Source organism: Bacillus sp. YKCMOAS1 (assembly GCF_030268125.1).
GTDB classification, from domain to species: domain Bacteria; phylum Bacillota; class Bacilli; order Bacillales; family Bacillaceae; genus Bacillus; species Bacillus safensis.
Genome location: NZ_BSEI01000010.1, coordinates 1 through 19,513, shown reverse-complemented (window position 1 = coordinate 19,513; position 19,513 = coordinate 1). Strand labels below are relative to the sequence as shown.

The 19,513-nt window shown below is 43.2% G+C and carries 22 protein-coding genes and 1 tRNA gene; 21 read left to right on the top strand and 2 right to left on the bottom strand.

From position 1 onward, the window contains the following. Positions 1-48: 48 nt before the first annotated feature. The gene (locus QSJ46_RS19025; protein ID WP_041089200.1) at positions 49-654 is read right to left on the bottom strand and encodes a rhomboid family intramembrane serine protease; all 606 of its coding nucleotides are present in this window, start codon (positions 652-654) and stop codon (positions 49-51) included. Between the two features lie 95 nt (positions 655-749). Here QSJ46_RS19025 and acpS point away from each other — a divergent pair, with 95 nt between their 5' ends. The 14 genes from acpS to QSJ46_RS18955 all read left to right on the top strand — a co-directional run bounded on the left by acpS (position 750) and on the right by QSJ46_RS18955 (position 11,744). Next, entirely contained in the window at positions 750-1,109 is a 360-nt protein-coding gene (gene acpS / locus QSJ46_RS19020; protein ID WP_285605174.1) for a holo-ACP synthase, read from the top strand. A gap of 160 nt (positions 1,110-1,269) precedes the next feature. Further along, positions 1,270-2,286: an outer membrane lipoprotein-sorting protein gene (locus QSJ46_RS19015; RefSeq protein WP_087975235.1), complete on the top strand. Its 1,017-nt coding sequence runs from the start codon at positions 1,270-1,272 to the stop codon at positions 2,284-2,286. A 140-nt stretch (positions 2,287-2,426) separates the two neighbouring features. Beyond that, a complete protein-coding gene (gene alr, locus QSJ46_RS19010; protein ID WP_064498172.1) occupies positions 2,427-3,608 on the top strand; it encodes an alanine racemase in 1,182 nt (393 codons plus the stop codon). A gap of 294 nt (positions 3,609-3,902) precedes the next feature. Then, complete coding sequence (locus QSJ46_RS19005) at positions 3,903-4,184, top strand: hypothetical protein (protein WP_003214273.1); 282 nt, start codon at positions 3,903-3,905, stop codon at positions 4,182-4,184. Positions 4,185-4,188: 4 nt separating this feature from the next. After that, complete coding sequence (ndoA, locus tag QSJ46_RS19000; RefSeq protein WP_024425388.1) at positions 4,189-4,539, top strand: type II toxin-antitoxin system endoribonuclease NdoA; 351 nt, start codon at positions 4,189-4,191, stop codon at positions 4,537-4,539. A 116-nt stretch (positions 4,540-4,655) separates the two neighbouring features. Beyond that, a complete protein-coding gene (locus QSJ46_RS18995) occupies positions 4,656-5,486 on the top strand; it encodes an RsbT co-antagonist protein RsbRA (protein ID WP_041089206.1) in 831 nt (276 codons plus the stop codon). A 4-nt stretch (positions 5,487-5,490) separates the two neighbouring features. Continuing rightward, entirely contained in the window at positions 5,491-5,859 is a 369-nt protein-coding gene (gene rsbS, locus QSJ46_RS18990) for an RsbT antagonist protein RsbS (protein ID WP_003214235.1), read from the top strand. 2 nt (positions 5,860-5,861) lie between these two features. Continuing rightward, on the top strand, positions 5,862-6,263 hold the full coding sequence (locus QSJ46_RS18985) for an anti-sigma regulatory factor (protein WP_024425390.1): 402 nt from the start codon (positions 5,862-5,864) through the stop codon (positions 6,261-6,263). A gap of 10 nt (positions 6,264-6,273) precedes the next feature. Continuing rightward, on the top strand, positions 6,274-7,281 hold the full coding sequence (locus QSJ46_RS18980; RefSeq protein ID WP_047202007.1) for a PP2C family protein-serine/threonine phosphatase: 1,008 nt from the start codon (positions 6,274-6,276) through the stop codon (positions 7,279-7,281). Positions 7,282-7,340: 59 nt separating this feature from the next. After that, positions 7,341-7,670, top strand: coding sequence for an anti-sigma factor antagonist (locus QSJ46_RS18975; RefSeq protein ID WP_017358393.1), 330 nt, complete (start codon positions 7,341-7,343; stop codon positions 7,668-7,670). Then, the gene (rsbW, locus tag QSJ46_RS18970) at positions 7,667-8,155 is read left to right on the top strand and encodes an anti-sigma B factor RsbW (RefSeq protein ID WP_003214356.1); all 489 of its coding nucleotides are present in this window, start codon (positions 7,667-7,669) and stop codon (positions 8,153-8,155) included. The genes QSJ46_RS18975 and rsbW overlap by 4 nt, the downstream gene beginning before the upstream one ends. After that, a complete protein-coding gene (gene sigB / locus QSJ46_RS18965) occupies positions 8,121-8,909 on the top strand; it encodes an RNA polymerase sigma factor SigB (protein ID WP_024427378.1) in 789 nt (262 codons plus the stop codon). The genes rsbW and sigB overlap by 35 nt, the downstream gene beginning before the upstream one ends. Next, complete coding sequence (locus QSJ46_RS18960) at positions 8,909-9,508, top strand: PP2C family serine/threonine-protein phosphatase (RefSeq protein WP_039176718.1); 600 nt, start codon at positions 8,909-8,911, stop codon at positions 9,506-9,508. The genes sigB and QSJ46_RS18960 overlap by 1 nt, the downstream gene beginning before the upstream one ends. A gap of 76 nt (positions 9,509-9,584) precedes the next feature. Next, entirely contained in the window at positions 9,585-11,744 is a 2,160-nt protein-coding gene (locus QSJ46_RS18955) for a Tex family protein (RefSeq protein WP_285605173.1), read from the top strand. A 19-nt stretch (positions 11,745-11,763) separates the two neighbouring features. Here the strand turns inward: QSJ46_RS18955 and cmpA are convergent, their stop codons facing one another. Continuing rightward, positions 11,764-11,898: a cortex morphogenetic protein CmpA gene (cmpA, locus tag QSJ46_RS18950; RefSeq protein WP_008346893.1), complete on the bottom strand. Its 135-nt coding sequence runs from the start codon at positions 11,896-11,898 to the stop codon at positions 11,764-11,766. 99 nt (positions 11,899-11,997) lie between these two features. Here cmpA and QSJ46_RS18945 point away from each other — a divergent pair, with 99 nt between their 5' ends. The 7 genes from QSJ46_RS18945 (at position 11,998) to QSJ46_RS18915 (ending at position 19,513) form a co-directional block, all read left to right on the top strand. Beyond that, positions 11,998-12,471 (top strand): SprT family protein, encoded by a 474-nt coding sequence (locus tag QSJ46_RS18945; RefSeq protein ID WP_285605172.1) that lies wholly within the window; start codon positions 11,998-12,000, stop codon positions 12,469-12,471. A gap of 200 nt (positions 12,472-12,671) precedes the next feature. Then, the gene (locus tag QSJ46_RS18940; protein ID WP_107164177.1) at positions 12,672-13,649 is read left to right on the top strand and encodes a thiamine pyrophosphate-dependent dehydrogenase E1 component subunit alpha; all 978 of its coding nucleotides are present in this window, start codon (positions 12,672-12,674) and stop codon (positions 13,647-13,649) included. Between the two features lie 20 nt (positions 13,650-13,669). Beyond that, positions 13,670-14,707, top strand: a complete 1,038-nt coding sequence (locus QSJ46_RS18935; RefSeq protein ID WP_008346887.1) for an alpha-ketoacid dehydrogenase subunit beta — start codon at positions 13,670-13,672, stop codon at positions 14,705-14,707. 17 nt (positions 14,708-14,724) lie between these two features. Next, a complete protein-coding gene (locus tag QSJ46_RS18930) occupies positions 14,725-15,864 on the top strand; it encodes a dihydrolipoamide acetyltransferase family protein (protein WP_106025671.1) in 1,140 nt (379 codons plus the stop codon). Positions 15,865-15,882: 18 nt separating this feature from the next. Continuing rightward, positions 15,883-17,262 (top strand): dihydrolipoyl dehydrogenase, encoded by a 1,380-nt coding sequence (gene lpdA / locus QSJ46_RS18925; RefSeq protein ID WP_285605182.1) that lies wholly within the window; start codon positions 15,883-15,885, stop codon positions 17,260-17,262. A gap of 105 nt (positions 17,263-17,367) precedes the next feature. Next, positions 17,368-19,215, top strand: a complete 1,848-nt coding sequence (locus tag QSJ46_RS18920; RefSeq protein ID WP_285605171.1) for a sigma-54-dependent Fis family transcriptional regulator — start codon at positions 17,368-17,370, stop codon at positions 19,213-19,215. Positions 19,216-19,438: 223 nt separating this feature from the next. Next, positions 19,439-19,513 (top strand) — tRNA-Asn (locus tag QSJ46_RS18915).

Sequence of the window (19,513 nt, the reverse complement as noted above, 5' to 3'; positions counted from 1 at the left end):
AATGTCGATCAGCTCCAGCTCAAGGAGGGATCGACATTTTTTATGAGGTTAATAGCGTCTTTTTTTCGAATGGAAGAACAGCGTAATAGGTGCTAGAATCATACCGCCGATCAATCCAAATAAGTGAGCCATGATATTGATGTTCGAATTGACGAAGGTCATGATGACAGAAACAGCCAGAATCGTTAAAATCACTTGTGAATTGCCGCGGTCCATCATGTGCGGTTTAAATAGGACAAGGTATAGATACACCCCAAATAAACCAAAGATCGCACCAGAAGCGCCAACGTGTACATACTCTAAAGGCTCCACCCAATAGGTCCCGAGATTGCCAATGAACCCTGCACCAAGATAAATGATTAAAAATCGAACCTTCCCGAGCAAATGTTCAAGCGCTGGGGCGAATAAGAAAAGGGACATAGAATTAAATAAAATATGCGTGAGACTTCCGTGGAGAAAAATAGGTGTGACGAGCCGCCACCATTCCCCAGCCGCTACACCATAGTTGAAACCGACGAGATGATCTTGTCCAAGCTGTATAATAGGGATAGGAATCGCAAATATAAGCCACAGGCCGATTTGTAAAGCAAGGATCGCTGTTACGATTGGATACGATCTAATAAATTGTTGAAAGCTCTCCGTTCGAATAAACATAACAAACCCCTTTTTGACTAGATATTGGTAAGTTTATAGTAACACGTTTATGAAGCGAACACTCAAATTAGTACGAGTATCATAGGAGGTACCTCATGATCAAAGGAATAGGCATTGATATTGTAGAGATTGACCGGCTATCGCGAGTGCTCAGCAGACAGCCCCGTTTACCAGAACGCATTTTGACTTTAAGTGAACAGGATGTCTTTCGTACACTCAGTGAAAAAAGACAGCTGGAATTTTTGGCAGGACGTTTTGCGGCAAAGGAAGCTTTCGCTAAAGCATACGGAACCGGTCAGCATTTAAGCTTTCATGACATAGACATTCAAAAAGACGATAATGGAAAACCCTTCATCAAAAGCGAGAAAGCGGAGGGAGATCAGGTTCATGTGTCCATTACTCATACAAAGGAATATGCTGCTGCACAAGTTTTAATTGAAAGGTTGTCAAGCTAGTCTGCATATTGTTTGTCCCCCCTTCATATATTGGGTAGTGCGATAAGGAAGGGCGAGTTGCTAACAGGCTTTGATGGTTCGCGGTACGCAGTTAACTCTTGAGGCGTACTGTTAAAGTCAAACAAGCGGTTTCTTCCTTTTAACACAATTAACGAAGGGGTTGAAAAGGGTGAGAAAAAGCTTTGTTTTGCTTGTAACGGGAATCCTTTTTGTACTGATTCTCTCCGCATGCGGTCAAAAATCTCAGCAGGATATCGTTGGAGATTTAAACAAAAAGGCAGAGGAAATGACATCATACAAAGCCAAAGCAAAAATGACCATTGAGACAGGAAATGACCCGCAGGAGTACCAGGTAGAAATTTGGTACAAAAAGCCGGAGCTTTACCGTGTCTATTTAGAAAATCCGAAAAAGGATCAGAGTCAAGTCATTTTAAGAAACGGCAATGGTGTGTTTGTGCTGACACCTTCATTGAACAAGAGTTTCCGTTTCCATAGCGATTGGCCGAATAATAGCAGTCAAGTCTATTTATTCGAATCACTCGTGAAGGACATTAAGAATGACAGTGCAGCTCAGTTCAAAGCGAAAGAGTCAAAGTATGTATTCGAAACGAAGACCAATTATCAGCACAATCAAATGCTGCCTACCCAAGAGATTACCTTTCATAAGAAAACAATGGCGCCTGCCAGTGTAAAAGTGCTGGATAGCGACAAAAAGCCAATGGTGAAAGTGGAATTCTCTCACTTTGAATTCAATAAATCCTTTGACAAAGATGCATTTGATGAGAAGAAAAACATGACACTCTCTCAAATGGATGTTGCCACAAGTGCAGACCCATCTGACAGCTTTGCGGTGAAAACACCAGTTGATATGCCAGAAGGCGTGAAGAAGATGGAAGAGAAAGAAATGACGACAGATGCTGGGAAGCGCTATGTGATTACGTACGGCGGCAAGAAATCCTTCACACTCATTCAGGAAAAAGCGAGAGTAGCTGAAGCATCTACGCCTGTCACGATGAACGGCGAGCCGGTCGATCTTGGTATGACAGTAGGGGTTCTGACAGATCAATCCCTCTCATGGACATCTGACGGAGTTGACTACTTAATTTCCTCAAGTGATCTATCGAAAGAAGAGCTGTTGATGGTCGCAAAGAGTGTAGAAGGCCAGTCAGCTAAATAAATGAGGTTCTCAGGCCGAAAGCCTAATAAATGAAGCATCAGCCCTGTGCAAGGGCTGATTTTCTTTGATTTGTTTCACATTATTCTTGATTTTTAGTATCATATGAGGGGATTGAATCATTCAATAGGGAAGTGTGACTGATGGACACAAATGCCTTTTATAGAGACACATGGGCAGAAATTAATTTAACAGCAATCAAGCACAATGTTTCACATATGAAAGATCATATCGGTCAAAATGTTCAACTGATGGCTGTTGTGAAGGCCAATGCATATGGACATGGAGATATAGAAGTGGCAAGAGCTGCCCTCAAAGCAGGTGCAGACTTGTTAGCTGTAGCCTTTTTAGATGAGGCCATTTCTTTAAGAAATAAAGGTATCAAAGCACCGATTCTTATACTCGGCGCAGTACCGCCGGAGTATGTCAAAACCGCTGTTCGATACAATGTCATCATGACCGCTTACTCCACCAGGTGGCTGAGGGAAGTCGTCGATATGGTGAAAGGACAGATGGGACAACCCATTCGTTTTCATTTGAAAATAGACAGCGGAATGAACCGTTTAGGTGTGAAAACGTTAGAGCAAGTGAATGAAGTAAAGAAGCTTGTCAGCGAGCATTCTTATTTACAGCTGGAAGGAGTATTTACTCACTTTGCGACCGCGGATGAAAAGGATGAGAACTATTTTGATCGGCAGGTCGACACCTTTCAAACCTTGCTTCAGCCGCTTCATACGGAAAAACTGCTTGTTCATTGTGCCAATAGTGCAGCAGGCTTAAGGTTTAAAGAAGTGTTATTTAATATGGTTCGCTTCGGCATCAGTATGTACGGGCTGTCACCGTCAGAGGAAATCAAAGATGAACTTCCTTTCAAGCTGGAAGAAGCCATGTCGCTTCATACAAAGCTTGCCCATGTAAAGCTCATTCAAAAGGGTGAGAGTGTCAGCTATGGGGCGACGTATACAGCTAATCAAGATACGTGGATCGGTACGGTACCAGTCGGCTATGCAGACGGGTGGATTCGGAAGCTGGCAGGTACGGAAGTACTTGTTGGCGGAAAGCGCCGGAAGATTGCCGGAAGGGTATGTATGGATCAATTCATGGTTGAACTGAAAGAGAACCTTCCAGTAGGGGAGCCAGTCGTTTTGATTGGTGGACAAGGTGAAGAAATGGTATCAGTCGATGAAATTGCAAAAAGGCTTGAAACCATTAACTATGAAGTCACATGCTCCATTGGACACCGCGTCCCAAGAGTATATATAGAGGACGGCAAAAGGGTGCATGTGCGGAATCCGCTGCTTCAAGGCGGGCCAAGCTTTTTCTAAACAGCTTTCACAGGAACGATCGTCAAACTGACATCGTTCCTTTTTATTCTACAAAGAAGGCGTAAACATTCTCCCTTTTTTAGAGATTTTGGAAATACCGTATGATTTTCGGAAAAAAGCGTATAATGTGAAAGAGGAACTCCATTATCATCTTTGATTTACGGGTGAACAGCCGCTTCATGTTCTAATAAGAAATCATGAAAAAACAGCTTTGCTTGCGCATTGAATAATGGTATGATTAGTCTTGGAATGGATCGAAACGGTATCCGTAAGTTTTGTGGAGGTGTATGTTTTTTGTCTGAATCCAGCGCAACAAACGAAATGAAGATTCGACTACCGGAGGCTTTGATGTCTGAAATCGAACGAGTAGCAGAGCAGGATAAGGTAACAAGAAATGAATTGATCTACCGAGCGACAAAAACGTATATTCGTGAACGTAATATTCGACAAAATCGTGAATCGATGAGACGCGGCTACATGGAGATGGCGAAAATTAATCTGAATATCTCTTCAGAGGCACAATACGCAGAATTTGAGGCTGAGAATACAGTTGAGCGATTAGTCAGCGGGGGTTAAACATTTGATTGTTAAACGCGGTGATGTTTACTTTGCTGATTTATCTCCTGTTGTTGGCTCCGAGCAGGGCGGGGTTCGCCCAGTATTGGTGATTCAAAATGACATTGGAAATCGCTTCAGCCCGACTGCTATCGTTGCAGCCATAACAGCCCAAATACAAAAAGCGAAATTACCGACTCACGTCGAAATTGATGCAAAGCGCTACGGCTTTGAACGAGATTCTGTCATTCTCTTGGAGCAGATTCGTACAATCGATAAACAAAGATTGACAGATAAAATCACACATCTTGATGATGAGATGATGGAGAAGGTTGATGAAGCCTTACAAGTTAGTTTGGCTCTTATTGATTTTTAATATGGTGAGATTTGGTTGCTCTCTTGGGAGCAACTTTTTTTTGTGTTCAATTTTTATTAACGTTATAATGAAGAAAGAATAAAAGAAGTGCTGTTTATGTACGTAGGGGGTAAAACATGTCGAATCATATCGTGTTAGCTTTCGCAAGGGAGCATCAAGAGGAATTACAAAAAGAGTGGACGGACATTTTTAGACGACTCGGAGAAAAAGAAACGGACATGATGCTGAACGACAAAATGTATGAAACCATCTGTTCGGAATATGTTCAACTGATCATTACATCTCTTTCAGAGGGGTATAATGAGGATTTTGAAGAAAAAGTGCAAACTCTTGCTTTAAACATTGTTCAAATGGGTATATCACTTAAGTTACTGGCAAATGGTCTAACTGAAATCCGTACACATTTATATCAAAAAATGAACGATGACAAAGATACAACAGAAGAAAGTCATGACCTCATCTGGCAAATCGACCAATTCATCACACCAATTCATAACGAGATCTTAAACCAGTATTCCATCTCATGGGAGAAAACAGTCAACCTTCAAAAAATTGCGCTGCAGGAACTTTCAGCCCCGCTGATCCCTGTATTTGAGCACATCACCGTCATGCCGCTTGTTGGAACAATTGATACAGATCGTGCCAAAAAAATTATGGAGAACCTGCTCAATGGTGTCGTCAAACATCGCTCACAGGTCGTCTTAATTGATATTACAGGTGTCCCTGTCGTTGACACAATGGTAGCCCACCATATCATTCAAGCGTCTGAGGCTGTGAGATTAGTAGGTGCGAAGTGTTTGCTTGTCGGTATTCGCCCAGAAATAGCCCAAACCATTGTGAACCTTGGAATTGATTTATCGCAAGTTACAACAAAGAATACCCTTCAAAAAGGAATTCAAACTGCTTTGGAAATGACAAATCGAAAAATTGTTTCATTGGAGGGATAACCTAGTGAGAAATCACCCGAAGATTCCAATCTTAAAACTATATAACTGTCTTCTGATTTCAATACAGTGGGAGCTTGATGATCAGACGGCTCTCCACTTTCAAGAAGACTTGCTGAATAAAATTCATGAAACAGGAGCAAACGGTGTTGTCATTGACCTCACATCCGTCGACATGATTGATTCCTTTATTGCAAAGGTATTAGGCGATGTCATCACGATGTCCAAGCTCATGGGGGCAAAAGTTGTATTAACAGGAATACAGCCGGCAGTCGCTGTGACGCTGATTGAACTTGGAATATCGCTTGAAGAAATTCAGACAGCACTAGATCTTGAACAAGGGCTTGAGACACTGAAGCGGGAATTGGGGGAATAGATATGAAAGACCAATCCTGTGTAAGAATATTGACGGAATGGGACATAGTCGCAGCAAGACAATTGGGGCGCAATGTTGCAAAAGAACTTGGATTTGGAACAGTTGACCAAGCAAGAATTACGACGGCCATTTCAGAATTAGCTCGAAACATCTATTTATACGCTGGTAAAGGTCAGATTTGTATAGACGAAGTGATGGAGCGCGGAAAGCGTGGACTCAAAGTCATCGCAGCCGATGAGGGGCCGGGTATCATGGATATACGTAAAGTAATGGAAGACGGATTTTCAACATCAGGCGGACTCGGAGCAGGTCTTCCGGGTGTCAGAAGACTGATGGATGAATTTAAATTAGACTCTGCACCAGAACAAGGAACGGAGATACAAGCTGTTAAGTGGCTTCGCTAGGAGGGAAACCATGGATTTTAAGGAGGTAATGGAGCAGCGGTACCATCAGCTGCTCAGTCGTTATATCAGTGATTTAACTGAAACATCGCTTTATCAAGCTCAAAAATTTAGCCGTAAAACCATTGAGCATCAAATACCTCCTGAAGAAATAGTGAGTGTTCACCGAAAAGTGATTCAGGAGCTTTACCCTGATTTGCCGGAAGATGTTTTTCATTCACTAGACTTCTTAATTGAAGTCATGATTGGGTACGGACTTGCCTACCAAGAACATTTAACACTCAGAGGCATCCAGCAAGAAATAAAATCTGAAATCGAAATTGCTGCAAATGTTCAGCAAACCCTTCTGGAAACGAAAATTCCAGAAGGAGATACCTTTGATATTGGTGCGATTAGTGTACCGGCAAAACAGATGAGTGGGGATTATTACCACTTTGTAACGGATCACGATACAATCAATATCGCGATCGCAGATGTCATTGGAAAGGGAATCCCGGCTGCGCTCTGTATGTCGATGATTAAATATGCGATGGATTCCTTACCAGAGTCAGGGAGCGGCCCAACAAAGGTGCTGAAAACCCTGAATCGTGTTGTCGAGCAAAACGTAGATCCAAGTATGTTTATCACAATGTTCTATGGCAGCTATAATAAAGAAACGCATGAGTTTAAATATGCATCGGCTGGTCATGAGCCGGGCTTTTTCTATTGCAAAAAAGAGGACAAATTTTACGATTTAGAAGCGAAAGGGCTTGTCCTTGGGATTGCACCAGACTTTGATTACAGACAGTATGAGAAGCATTTAGACATAGGAGACATGGTGATCTTATTCTCTGATGGGGTCACAGAATCCAAGTCAGAGGAGGGTTTCCTAGAGCGGGAGGACATCAAAGCACTCATATCAGAGCACCTATCCTACTCAGCTCAAGAAATGGTGGATGCCATCTACGCCAGCTTACTCAAACTGCAGGATTTTCAGCTGCACGATGACTTTACATTACTTGTTCTCAAAAGAAAGGTTTAGAAAGTGAACATGCGGGTATATAAAACTTTAGGAAACAAGAATTTCGAGGTGAATGCATAATGAATATGTCTGTAAAAGAGCATCAAATAGATCAAAAAACGAAAATCAGTGTCAGCGGAGAAATCGATGTGTACTCCGCTCCTCAGCTAAGAGAAACGCTCATGCCTAAAGCAGAGGCGGGAGAGCATCTTGAAATCTGTCTAAAGGATGTTACGTATATGGATAGTACAGGTTTAGGTGTATTCGTTGGGCTGTTTAAAGCGGCTCAAAAAGCAGGTGGAACATTAAAGCTTGAGAACTTGTCAGAACGGCTTGTAAGGTTGTTTGAAATCACTGGATTAAAGGACATCATTGACATTTCTGCAAAGTCAGAGGGTGGGGTACAATGAACGAATCAGTAGATCTAATCGAGATGAAAATACCGGCAAAACCAGAATATGTAGGCATCATTCGTTTGACTCTTTCAGGTGTAGCGAGCCGAATGGGCTATGCCTATGAAGAGATTGAAGACTTAAAGATTGCCGTCAGTGAGGCCTGCACAAATGCAGTTCAGCATGCCTACAAAGGTGAAAACGGCGAAGATGGAGAGGTAGCTGTTCGCTTTCTTGTCTACGAGGATCGTCTAGAAATCATTGTCGCTGACAAAGGCGGTAGCTTTGACTTTAAGCAAAAACAGGAAGACTTGGGACCGTACACATCTGCTCATACGGTGGATCAATTGGCAGAAGGAGGTCTTGGTTTATACTTAATGCAAACATTGATGGATGAAGTCGAGGTGCAAGCAAACTCCGGAGTTACCGTGGCGATGACAAAGTTTTTAAACAGGGAGCGAGTTGACCATGACACAACCATCCAAAACTATGAAACTAACTAAAGATGAAGTAGATCGCCTCATCCAAAGCTATCAAACCAATCAAGACGAGCAGGCGCAGCTCACGCTGGTCGAATGCTATACAAACTTGGTTGATATGCTGGCGAAAAAATATTCTAAAGGAAAAAGCTTTCATGAGGACCTCAGACAAGTTGGAATGATTGGTTTACTTGGCGCTATTAAACGATACGACCCGCTCGTCGGTAAATCATTTGAAGCCTTTGCTATTCCAACCATCATCGGGGAAATCAAACGCTTTTTACGAGATAAGACATGGAGTGTCCATGTACCAAGGCGGATCAAAGAGCTTGGACCAAGAATCAAAATGGCAGTCGATCATTTGACAACAGAGACACAGAAATCACCTAAAGTCCAAGAAATTGCAGAATACCTAGATGTAACAGAAGAAGAAGTACTTGAAACCATGGAGATGGGCAAAAGCTATCAAGCACTGTCTGTTGACCAAGGCGTAGAGGCTGATTCTGAAGGAAGTACTGTGACGATTTTAGACGTTGTCGGCTCACAGGAAGAAGGCTACGAACGTGTGAACCAAAAAATGATGCTTGAGAGTGTGCTTCATGTGCTGTCGGATAGAGAAAAAGAGATTATCAATCTGACTTACTTGCAAAATAAGAGTCAGAAAGAGACAGGCGATTTACTTGGCATATCCCAAATGCATGTATCAAGACTGCAGCGGAAGGCAGTGAAAAAACTGCGAGATGCATTATCAGAAGATGCGTCTATGGAGCTAGGGTAATGAAACAGATTGAACAGCATGAGCATGTAAACGCCATTATCTATCAATCGAATAAAGAAGGAAAACCATGCTGCGGGGACAGTTTTTTTATTAAAGCAGATGATGAAGAACTAATTTGTGCTGTAGCAGACGGATTAGGCAGCGGCCAGTACGCCAATGAATCATCTTCTTTAGTCAGCGAAATTGTCGAAGAATATGGACATGAGGATGTGGCGACCCTCATCGACAGATGCAATCAGGCCATGAAAAATAAACGCGGTGCCACAGCTGCGATCTTAAAGGTGAATTTTTCCCAGCAGCAATTTACCTATTGTTCGGTTGGTAATATTCGTTTTATCTTGAATGCACCTTCTGGCGACTATATTTATCCACTTCCGACATCAGGATACTTATCAGGCAAACCTAGAAAATATAAAACATACACCTATTCCTACGAAAAAGGATCGATATTCATTATGTATTCAGACGGACTGAATGTGCCAAACATGCGCATGTGTTTAAAGCATGGACATTCAGTTGAAGACATCGCCAAACAGCTTGAAACATACACACAAGACAAAAAGGACGATCTCACCTATGTACTTGGTCAGCTCACGTAAAATAGCTGACCTTTTTTCTGTTTTGCCGGTTTTTTTGATACACTAAAAGAGAAGACACAGTGAGAGGATGCAAAGTATGAAGACATCTGACTTTTTATTGAAACAAATTGCGACAGAATTAAAGCTTTCAACGAAACAAATTGAAAGTGTGATCAAGCTTTTAGAGGATGGCAACACCGTCCCGTTTATTGCCCGTTATCGGAAAGAGCAGACAGGCTCACTGGATGAGGTGCAAATCCAAACCATTTCAGAGCGCTATACATATATCCAAAATGTCACGAATCGAAAAGAAGAAGTCATTCGCTTAATTGCTGAACAAGACAAACTAACCGATGAATTAAAACAGAAAATTGAACAAGCTCATAAACTGCAAGAGGTCGAAGATTTATACCGGCCATTCAAACAAAAGCGCAAAACAAAAGCGAATGTAGCCAAAGCAAAAGGGCTGGAGCCGCTGGCGGAATATTTACTCACGCTGCCAAGCGATCAGATCGAGAAGAAGGCAGCTGCTTTTATGAATGAAGAAAAAGAAGTGACGAATGTAGAAGAGGCACTTGAGGGTGCGCAGCACATCATTGCTGAACAGCTGGCAGATGATCCTGATATGCGAAAATGGATTCGCAGTGAAACGTACCAAAAGGGCAGTCTGGTCACATCAGGAAAAGACGTCGAAAGCGATGAGAAAAACGTCTATGAAATGTATTACGATTATCAAGAGCCAATCAAAAAGATTGTCCCGCACCGTATATTAGCGGTCAACCGCGGAGAGAAAGAAGGCATTTTAAAGGCAGCCATCGAACCACCTGCTGAAAATATTCGCTTCTATCTCGACAAACAAGTTCTAAAAGGCAAACAGACGACGGCGAGACCGTTTATTGAAGCAGCAATCGATGATGCCTATAAACGCCTCATACAGCCTTCCATCGAACGAGAAATACGAAAAGAGCTGACAGAAAAGGCAGAGGAACAAGCGATTCATATTTTTGCTGAAAACTTAAGAAAACTGCTGCTTCAACCGCCGATGAAAGGGAAGCGTGTACTTGGAGTCGATCCCGCATTTCGGACAGGCTGTAAATTAGCCGTCGTGGATGATACGGGCAAAGTCCATCATATTGGCGTTATTTACCCGCATCCGCCCGTGCAGAAAAAAGCGGAAGCGAAACAAAAAGTCAAAGAGATCATTCAATCATCCAACATCGAAGTCATTGCGATTGGAAACGGAACAGCCTCAAGAGAGACCGAACAATTCATTGCAGACTTGATTCAAGAGCTGGATCAACCGGTGTCCTATTTAATCGTGAATGAAGCAGGAGCAAGTGTATACTCCGCATCTGCACTTGCGCGAGAAGAGTTTCCAGATCTGCAAGTTGAAGAACGAAGCGCCATTTCAATCGCTAGAAGATTACAAGATCCTTTAGCAGAGCTCGTGAAAATTGATCCGAAGTCTGTTGGTGTGGGCCAATACCAGCATGACGTCAGCCAGAAGCAATTAAACAGCTCGTTAACCTTTGTCGTTGAGACAGTCGTCAACCAAGTTGGTGTAAACGTCAATACAGCATCACAGGCGCTGCTGCAATATGTATCAGGCCTTTCAAAAGCCGTCGCTGGGAATATCATCAAAAGGCGCGAAGAGATTGGGAGATTCACAAGCAGAAAAGAATTGAAGGATATTCCAAGGCTCGGTGCTAAAACATATGAGCAGTGTATCGGTTTCTTGCGTATTACAGACGGACAAGATCCGCTTGACCGTACAGGCATTCACCCAGAGAGCTATAAAGAAACAAAACAGTTTTTACGCATGATCAACATGACACCAGACGATCTTGGCACAGAGCAGTTAAAAGAGAAAATTGCTGAAGTGAAACTGGATGAAGCAGCAGAACAGCTAGATATTGGGACAATTACACTTCAAGATATCATCGATCAGCTTACAAGACCTGAGCGTGATCCGCGGGATGAAGTACCAAAACCGCTGCTCAAAACAGATGTATTGAAATTGGAAGACTTGAAGCAAGGAATGGAGCTGCAAGGAACAGTGAGAAATGTCGTAGACTTCGGCGCATTCGTTGATATTGGCGTAAAGCAGGATGGGCTTGTGCATATTTCCAAACTAAGCAATCGTTTTGTGAAGCATCCGCTTGACGTTGTATCAGTTGGTGACATTGTGACCGTCTGGGTGGACTCCGTTGACCAGGCAAAAGGCCGCGTTGCCCTCTCCATGCTGAAACCAGAGTAAACAAAAAACGAGGCGCACCTTAGGATGGGGTGTGCCTTGATGTGACTGAATGTTTTTTTCTATAAAAGTACCAGCATTGATTCAGCAATTTGATTTGATAATGATTTTTCTCATAAAATGCCTTCTGCATCTGATTTTTCAGCCAGTTGGGCATCGCCCATTCCTCCTTTGATCGAAACAGTGGGTGTATCTTCAATGTATGCATAGGGGAAATTGTCCCGTTCGAGGTTTTTATAGAAAGGAACGATCTTGATTGAACGAGAGAGAGTTACAGCAGTTAATAGAGCACATTTCCCAGCAGTTCTTTGGCAAGACATTCCGCCATCAGGCTGTTTTTAATGACCGGTTAAAAACGACAGGCGGGCGATATTTACTTGGTACACACAATATCGAACTGAACCGCCGATACCTAGAGGAGCATGGTCGAGAAGAATTAATTGGGATCATCAAGCATGAGCTGTGTCATTATCATCTGCATCTTGAGGGAAAAGGCTATCAGCATCGCGACCGTGATTTTAAAGAGTTATTAAAACAAGTAGAAGCCCCGCGTTTTTGTACACCGCTTAAGACCTTACAAAAGAAGCGACGTGCGGGGAAACGCCATGAATACATTTGCACAGGATGCGGCCGGTCTTTTATCAGAAAAAGACGGTTTGATACCTCTCGTTATGTATGCGGCGTCTGCAAAGGGAAATTAAAGTGGCAGAGCACAACCGATTCATTGTGATAAGCATTCCTCTAAGGGGGTGCTTTTTTTATTCGATTAGATGTGTGGACATATGGAGACAAAAAGAGACGCATGTCTCATTTTGTCTCTTTTTTCATCGGTGTGATTCGGTCAAAGCCAAAGTGTTCAAGTATCTTCATGTTGGCACGATTTTTGCTTGTATAGAAGTGCAAGCAAAAAAGGATAGGAGGTTTTACCAAATGGAAAAGGCATTGACTAAAGAAAAAGCCATATGGATGTATCAAAAAATGCAGGAAATCCGCCAATTTGAAGATCGAGTACACGCGCTTTTTACAAAAGGAATCTTGCCAGGGTTTGTCCATCTTTATGCTGGCGAAGAAGCTGTTGCCGTAGGAGTCTGTGCACATCTGAATGAAAAAGACAGTATTACAAGTACCCACCGCGGCCACGGCCATTGTATAGCGAAGGGCTGTGATCTAAAAGGAATGATGGCAGAAATCTATGGAAAAGCCACAGGTCTTTGTAAAGGCAAAGGCGGATCCATGCACATTGCAGATTTTGATAAAGGAATGCTTGGTGCCAACGGAATTGTTGGAGGCGGCTTTCCTCTTGCGTGCGGGGCAGCCCTCACAGCCAAATATAAAAAGACAGAAAATGTAAGCGTTTGCTTTTTTGGAGATGGTGCAAACAATCAAGGGACTTTCCACGAAGGAATCAATCTCGCGGCCATCTGGAAACTGCCCGTCATTTTCATCGCAGAAAACAATGGGTACGGAGAAGCGACACCATTTTCCTATGCTTCAAGCTGCAAATCAATCGTCGATCGAGCGGCCGGTTATGACATTCCTGGGATTCAAGTAGATGGAAAAGATGTGATGGCCGTTTATCAAGCCGCAGAACAAGCAATTGAACGAGCGAAAAATGGAGAAGGTCCGACATTGATTGAATGTATGACATATCGGAATTATGGCCATTTCGAAGGAGATGCCCAGCGTTACAAAACCAATCAAGAAAAAATAGAACATCAAGAAGAGAGAGATGCGATCACTCTTTTTAAAAATGAATTGATCAAGCAGCAGCTGCTGACGAATGGAGAGCTATCAAATATTGAAACGACTGTAACAGAAGCGATAGATGAAGCCGTTCAATTCAGTGAAGAAAGTGAATATCCAGATCAGACCGAATTATTGACCGACGTGTATGTTTCGTATCAATAAATCAGAAGGAGGAGAGGAAAATGACAAGAGAAATCAGCATGTCTAGTGCATTGAATGAAGCGATTAAACTTGCCATGAGAAGAGACGAGGATGTCATTTTAATGGGGGAAGATGTTGCTGGAGGCGCTCATGTAGATCACTTACAGGATGATGAAGCATGGGGCGGTGTGCTCGGTGTAACGAAAGGAATCGTTCAGGAGTTTGGACGTGAGCGAGTCCTTGACACACCGATTAGTGAAGCTGGCTATGTAGGTGCGGCCATGGCAGCTGCTTCCACAGGGCTAAGGCCAATTGCAGAACTCATGTTTAATGATTTTATCGGCACTTGTCTGGATCAAGTGCTGAATCAAGGGGCTAAATTTCGATACATGTTTGGCGGAAAAGCAGAGGTGCCAATCACGATCAGAACGACACATGGAGCGGGTTTTAGAGCAGCTGCTCAGCATTCGCAAAGCTTGTATGCGCTATTTACAAGCATCCCTGGATTGAAAGTGGTGGTGCCTTCTTCACCATACGATGCCAAAGGATTGCTGCTGGCAGCCATCGAGGATCAGGACCCTGTCATCTTTTTTGAAGACAAAACGCTTTACAATATCACAGGAGATGTTCCGGAGCGATATTACACGTTGCCGCTTGGCAAAGCAGATGTGAAAAGAGAAGGCTCAGATGTGACCATTTTTGCAGTAGGCAAACAAGTTCATACAGCACTCGAAGCAGCAGAGCAATTAGCTGCGCAAGGAATTGAAGCAGAGGTGATTGATCCTAGAAGCTTGTCGCCGCTCGATGAAGAGGCCATTCTGACTTCAGTAGAGAAAACAAATCGGCTTGTCATTGTGGATGAAGCAAATCCAAGATGCGGAATTGCCGCAGATATTTCTTCTCTGGTTGCGGATAAAGGATTCGATTTACTCGACGCACCAATCAAAAAAGTGACGGCTCCTCATACACCGGTCCCATTTTCACCACCGCTTGAAGATATCTATTTGCCGACACCTGATAAGGTTGTGAACACTGTCTTAGAGATGGTTGGAAAAAGTCATGACAAGATCTTGAACTAAAGAAAGGAGAGAGGGAGATGGCTGTCGAGGTTGTGATGCCGAAATTGGGCATGTCAATGAAAGAAGGAACGGTATCTGTCTGGAATAAAGAGATCGGAGAGACCGTGAATAAAGGAGAAAGCATTGCAAGCATCAACTCTGAAAAAATTGAAATGGAGATCGAATCACCTGCAGAAGGAACCATATTGGATATAAAAGTGTCTGAGGGAGAAGGTGTACCGCCTGGCACGGTCATCTGCTATATCGGTGAAGGAAATGAACAGGTCGAGGAAAAGAAAGAAAAAGACCTGCCGCCAAAACAAAAGAAAGAGAGAATAAAAATCTCCCCTGTTGCACGTAAGATTGCTCAAAGTGCTAATTTGGATATTCATACACTAGTGGGAACAGGTCCAGATGGGAGAATCACGAAAGCGGATGTGCTTCGGGCACTTCCTGATGAAAAAGAAAAAGAAAAACAACATAATGAACCAACAAAGCATCAGCCAGCCAGCATGATGCGGAAAACCATTGCCTCGCGAATGATGGAAAGCCTGCAAACAAGTGCACAATTAACAATAACGATGAAAGCGGATGTGACAAAACTTACAGCTTTACAGTCTGAGTTGAACGAAACAGCTGGAGCACAACACGATATGAAATTAACCATGACCGATTTTGTAGCCAAAGCAGTGATTCTTTCTCTGCAAAAGCACCCTGCAATGAACAGTCAATATCAACATGATAGAGTCGAAACTTTTGAGCATGTACATCTTGGAATCGCTGCTGCTTTAGATCACGGGCTGGCAGTGCCGGTTATTCGGCATGCGGAAAAGCTTTCACTTATTGAGCTGGCGAAGAGCATCAAATCGTATGGCAAAAAAGCACGTGAAGGCAAACTTCTCCACGATGAAATTGAAGGCTCTACCTTTACAATCACTAACTTAGGTGCTTATGGTGTGGAACATTTTACCCCGATTTTGAATCCGCCAGAAGCAGGTATTCTTGGCGTTGGAAAAGCGGATCACATGCCTGTTTATCAGGGGAATGAATTATGTAAAGGGACGATCCTGCCACTCAGTCTGACATTTGACCATCGCGTGCTGGACGGGGCGCCGGCATCACAATTTTTATCAACTGTTAAAGCCTATTTAGAAAAACCAGTATCCATTCTTTTATAGGAAGAAGGTGAAATGACCATGACGCTAGTCATTATAGGAGGCGGGCCAGCAGGATATGTGGCGGCAATAACAGCCGCCCGTTTTGGCAGAGAGGTTGTATTAATCGACCAAGGCCTGTTAGGAGGGACCTGCCTGAATGAAGGCTGTATTCCAACGAAAGCCCTTTTGCAAAGCGCCGATATGTACGAGCATGTGAAATCAGCAAAACATTTTGGAATTGAGCTTTCAGAAAAGGAGCCTATCATTCATTGGGAAGCTGTTCAAAAGCGGAAGCGGTCAGTCGTCAAGCAGCTGACTGATGGCGTTCGTTATTTGATGAATAAAAACAAAATCACCGTGTTAAATGGGAAAGCATCATTTCTTTCGGCACATGAGCTATTGATAGAAAGTGAAGGGAAATCTGAAATCATTCAAGCAAAACAAATCATTATTGCTTCAGGATCAGAACCTGCTGCTTTACCCTTCGCCCCATTTGACAGGGAGTGGATCATTGATAGTAAGGATGCCATGACGCTCCCTTCAATACCAGATTCGCTTTGTATCATTGGCGGAGGGGTGATCGGCTGTGAGTTTGCAAGCATCTTTAGCAGAATGGGATCAAAGGTTGTCATGGTTGAACAGGCAGCACACATTTTACCTGAAGAAGATCACGATACCGCTAACTGTCTTCACGATCAGCTTCAAAAAGCTGGTGTGGAGATTTTGACATCAGCAGCAGTCAAACAGCTTGATGCAATCTCAAAAAAAGTGGTGGTTGAGAAGGAACATGGAGAGCGCTGTGACATCAAGGCCGATCATTGTTTAGTCGCCATTGGCAGAAAGCCGAGGCTGGGAGAGCTGAATCTTGAGCAGGTCGGCATAGAATTTGACAGAAACGGGATCTGCGTCAATGAGCATATGCAAACCAATCTCCCGTATATCTATGCGTGCGGTGATGTGACAGGCGGTGTTCAGCTTGCTCATGCTGCTTTTCATGAAGGAACGATTGCGGCATCACATGCATCAGGTGAAGATGTAAAAGTCAATGAACAAGTGATTCCAAGGTGCATCTACACGTCTCCAGAAATCGCCAGTGTCGGTTTAAATGAAGAGAGTGCTAGAAAACAATATGGGGAGATTCGGATAGGGAAATTCGCATTTTCTGCTAATGGAAAAGCACTCATTTTAAATCAGCCAGCAGGTCAAGTAAAGGTCATTGTCGAACCGCAATATCAAGAAATATTAGGTGTATCCATTATCGGGCCAAATGCCACAGAACTGATTGGACAAGCGGCAGTGATGATGCATACAGAGTTAACAGCTGATACATTAGAGCAGTTTATTGCGGCACATCCGACACTCTCTGAGGCGATACACGAAGCCTTGCTGCAAACAAATGGACGAGCGGTGCACTGCTGATAGAGAAACATTTTATCCGAATGAATGTTCCTGGGTCAGCCAATAATTGAAAGCGCTTTTATAATTATCTATAATGGATAAAAAGCCCCCAGAGGAGAGGATGGAATGAATCCGACGCCTTGTTATTTAAATACTTGGAAACGCTTTGTTCGTGAAGGTTTACTTGATAGGTCTCGTCTGGACAAGAGAGTGATGGAGTCATGGCACAGATGTAAACAGGCAAATGTGAACCCGTATTTAGATAAAGGACAGTCGTTGTTAGAAAAGGAATTATTCAGTATTCAAAAACAGAAGTACTCACTATTCCTAAATGCCGCTCTTCCTTACTTAAATAAAATTAGTCAGCAATTAAAAGAATCGGACATGATGGCCTTACTCATCGATGCAGATGGCTATGTGCTGAGTTTGACAGGAAGTCAAAGGACGCTGGTAGAAGCGAAAAAAATAAATTTTATGGAGGGCGCTCGCTGGACCGAAGCCGATGTGGGGACGAACGCTATTGGAACGGCACTGGTCATTGGGGAAGCTGTAGCGATCAACGGAACTGAGCATTTTTCAGTCGCTTCCCACCATTGGAGTTGTTCAGCGGCCCCTATTCGTGATGCAGACGGCACGATCATAGGAGTCATTGATATCTCCTGTATGGCGGATCAAAGGCATCCTTTTATGCTTGGCATGGCTTCAACAGTTGCATATGCCATAGAGAGAGAAATTCAGGTCCAGCAAAAAAGGAAAGAGATGGAGCTGGTCAGTCATTGTCTCCAGCAGGTGGAAGCGGACGAGCCGTATGTTATCTGTAATGAGAAAAAGCAGATTGTTTCGGCAAGCAAACCGATTAGAGATCGGTTTTCAAACTGGTACGGAATGGATGTTGAGCTGCTCATGGACGAGACATTTGTTACACGGGACAAGCAGATCATTCAGTCAGAACAAGACGGAGAGCTGCTTGGGATGTCTTTTTCTCTTGAAGAAGCAGAGAAGAGACATATCACCGTTTCTTTTCCTCAATTTCCCGGGGAATCTGGAACAAGTACAGTATTTCAGCAGACGCTCAGCGAATTGAAACGAGCGGCACAAACAGATGTAAATGTATATATTTGGGGAGAAACAGGTACAGGGAAAGAACTGGCCGCTCGAGCAATTCACTTAGCTAGTGAAAGACATAAAGGACCGTTTATTGCCGTTAATTGTGGAGCCATACCAGAAAGCCTGTTAGAAAGCGAACTATTTGGTTATGCTGAAGGAGCTTTTACAGGGGCAAAACGTCATGGAGCAAAGGGGAAATTTGAACAGGCTCAGAAAGGAACTCTCTTTTTAGACGAAATTGGCGAAATCCCTTATGCGATGCAAGTGGCGCTTCTTAGGGTCATTGAAGAAAGAAAAGTCGTACCGCTCGGCGGGACACAAGAAATCCCTTTGGATATTAGAATCATTACAGCGACACACCGGAATATGAACGAACTGCTGAAGGAAGGAAAAATACGTGAAGATTTGTATTACCGTCTTCATGTCTATCCAATCAACATCCCGCCGCTTAGAGAAAGAAAAGAAGACATTGTTGATTTCTATCGCTATTACCAAAAGAAACACCAATGGAATGCGACATTTCCTGAATCTTTTTTTCGTAAGCTAGAAGCGTACCACTGGCCAGGAAACATACGAGAGCTTTTTAATCTGTTTGAACATATAAGGGTACTGTTTCCTAAAGGAGGTTGGATTGGTGAATCGCAATATGCGGCGGTTTTAGAGGCGATGGATCAGAAAAAACAGAAGCTGCATCTACCAGAATATACCGAGAATCCAAAAGAACTCACGCTAAGGGAACGCATTCAAAAGCAAACGGTGATAGAAGCACTGCACAAAACGAAAGGTCATGTGTCAGAAGCAGCGAGGCTGGCAGAGGTGCCAAGAAGCACCTTTTATAAGTGGATGCGAAAGTATAAGCTGTCATGAACTCATAGGGATCACAGCAGCAAGGAGACCTTGGTCTTTCAGTTAGAGGTCGGGGTCTTTCTGTCATGTCTAAACAGAAAACAAAAAGGAAGGAAGAAAGGCTTGACTGTTATATTAGTATATGTTAAATTATAAAAGCCGTCGCTAATGAGACAGGAATGAAACACTTAAAAATTCTTGACACATTTTTCTGGCATAGATATAATGAAACATGTCTTATTATTCCGCAGTAGCTCAGTGGTAGAGCTATCGGCTGTTAACCGATCGGTCGTAGGTTCGAGTCCTACCTGCGGAGCCA

Coding starts and splice junctions, on each gene's coding strand:
- cmpA (WP_008346893.1), bottom strand. CDS start 11,898: ATGCCCAACTGGCTGAAAAATCAGATGCAGAAGGCATTTTATGAGAAA.
- QSJ46_RS18995 (WP_041089206.1), top strand. CDS start 4,656: ATGTCGAATCATATCGTGTTAGCTTTCGCAAGGGAGCATCAAGAGGAA.
- QSJ46_RS18975 (WP_017358393.1), top strand. CDS start 7,341: ATGAATATGTCTGTAAAAGAGCATCAAATAGATCAAAAAACGAAAATC.
- QSJ46_RS18985 (WP_024425390.1), top strand. CDS start 5,862: ATGAAAGACCAATCCTGTGTAAGAATATTGACGGAATGGGACATAGTC.
- QSJ46_RS18940 (WP_107164177.1), top strand. CDS start 12,672: ATGGAAAAGGCATTGACTAAAGAAAAAGCCATATGGATGTATCAAAAA.
- QSJ46_RS18980 (WP_047202007.1), top strand. CDS start 6,274: ATGGATTTTAAGGAGGTAATGGAGCAGCGGTACCATCAGCTGCTCAGT.
- QSJ46_RS19025 (WP_041089200.1), bottom strand. CDS start 654: ATGTTTATTCGAACGGAGAGCTTTCAACAATTTATTAGATCGTATCCA.
- QSJ46_RS18920 (WP_285605171.1), top strand. CDS start 17,368: ATGAATCCGACGCCTTGTTATTTAAATACTTGGAAACGCTTTGTTCGT.
- sigB (WP_024427378.1), top strand. CDS start 8,121: ATGACACAACCATCCAAAACTATGAAACTAACTAAAGATGAAGTAGAT.
- QSJ46_RS18960 (WP_039176718.1), top strand. CDS start 8,909: ATGAAACAGATTGAACAGCATGAGCATGTAAACGCCATTATCTATCAA.
- lpdA (WP_285605182.1), top strand. CDS start 15,883: ATGACGCTAGTCATTATAGGAGGCGGGCCAGCAGGATATGTGGCGGCA.
- QSJ46_RS18930 (WP_106025671.1), top strand. CDS start 14,725: ATGGCTGTCGAGGTTGTGATGCCGAAATTGGGCATGTCAATGAAAGAA.
- QSJ46_RS18935 (WP_008346887.1), top strand. CDS start 13,670: ATGACAAGAGAAATCAGCATGTCTAGTGCATTGAATGAAGCGATTAAA.
- alr (WP_064498172.1), top strand. CDS start 2,427: ATGGACACAAATGCCTTTTATAGAGACACATGGGCAGAAATTAATTTA.
- rsbW (WP_003214356.1), top strand. CDS start 7,667: ATGAACGAATCAGTAGATCTAATCGAGATGAAAATACCGGCAAAACCA.
- QSJ46_RS18955 (WP_285605173.1), top strand. CDS start 9,585: ATGAAGACATCTGACTTTTTATTGAAACAAATTGCGACAGAATTAAAG.
- acpS (WP_285605174.1), top strand. CDS start 750: ATGATCAAAGGAATAGGCATTGATATTGTAGAGATTGACCGGCTATCG.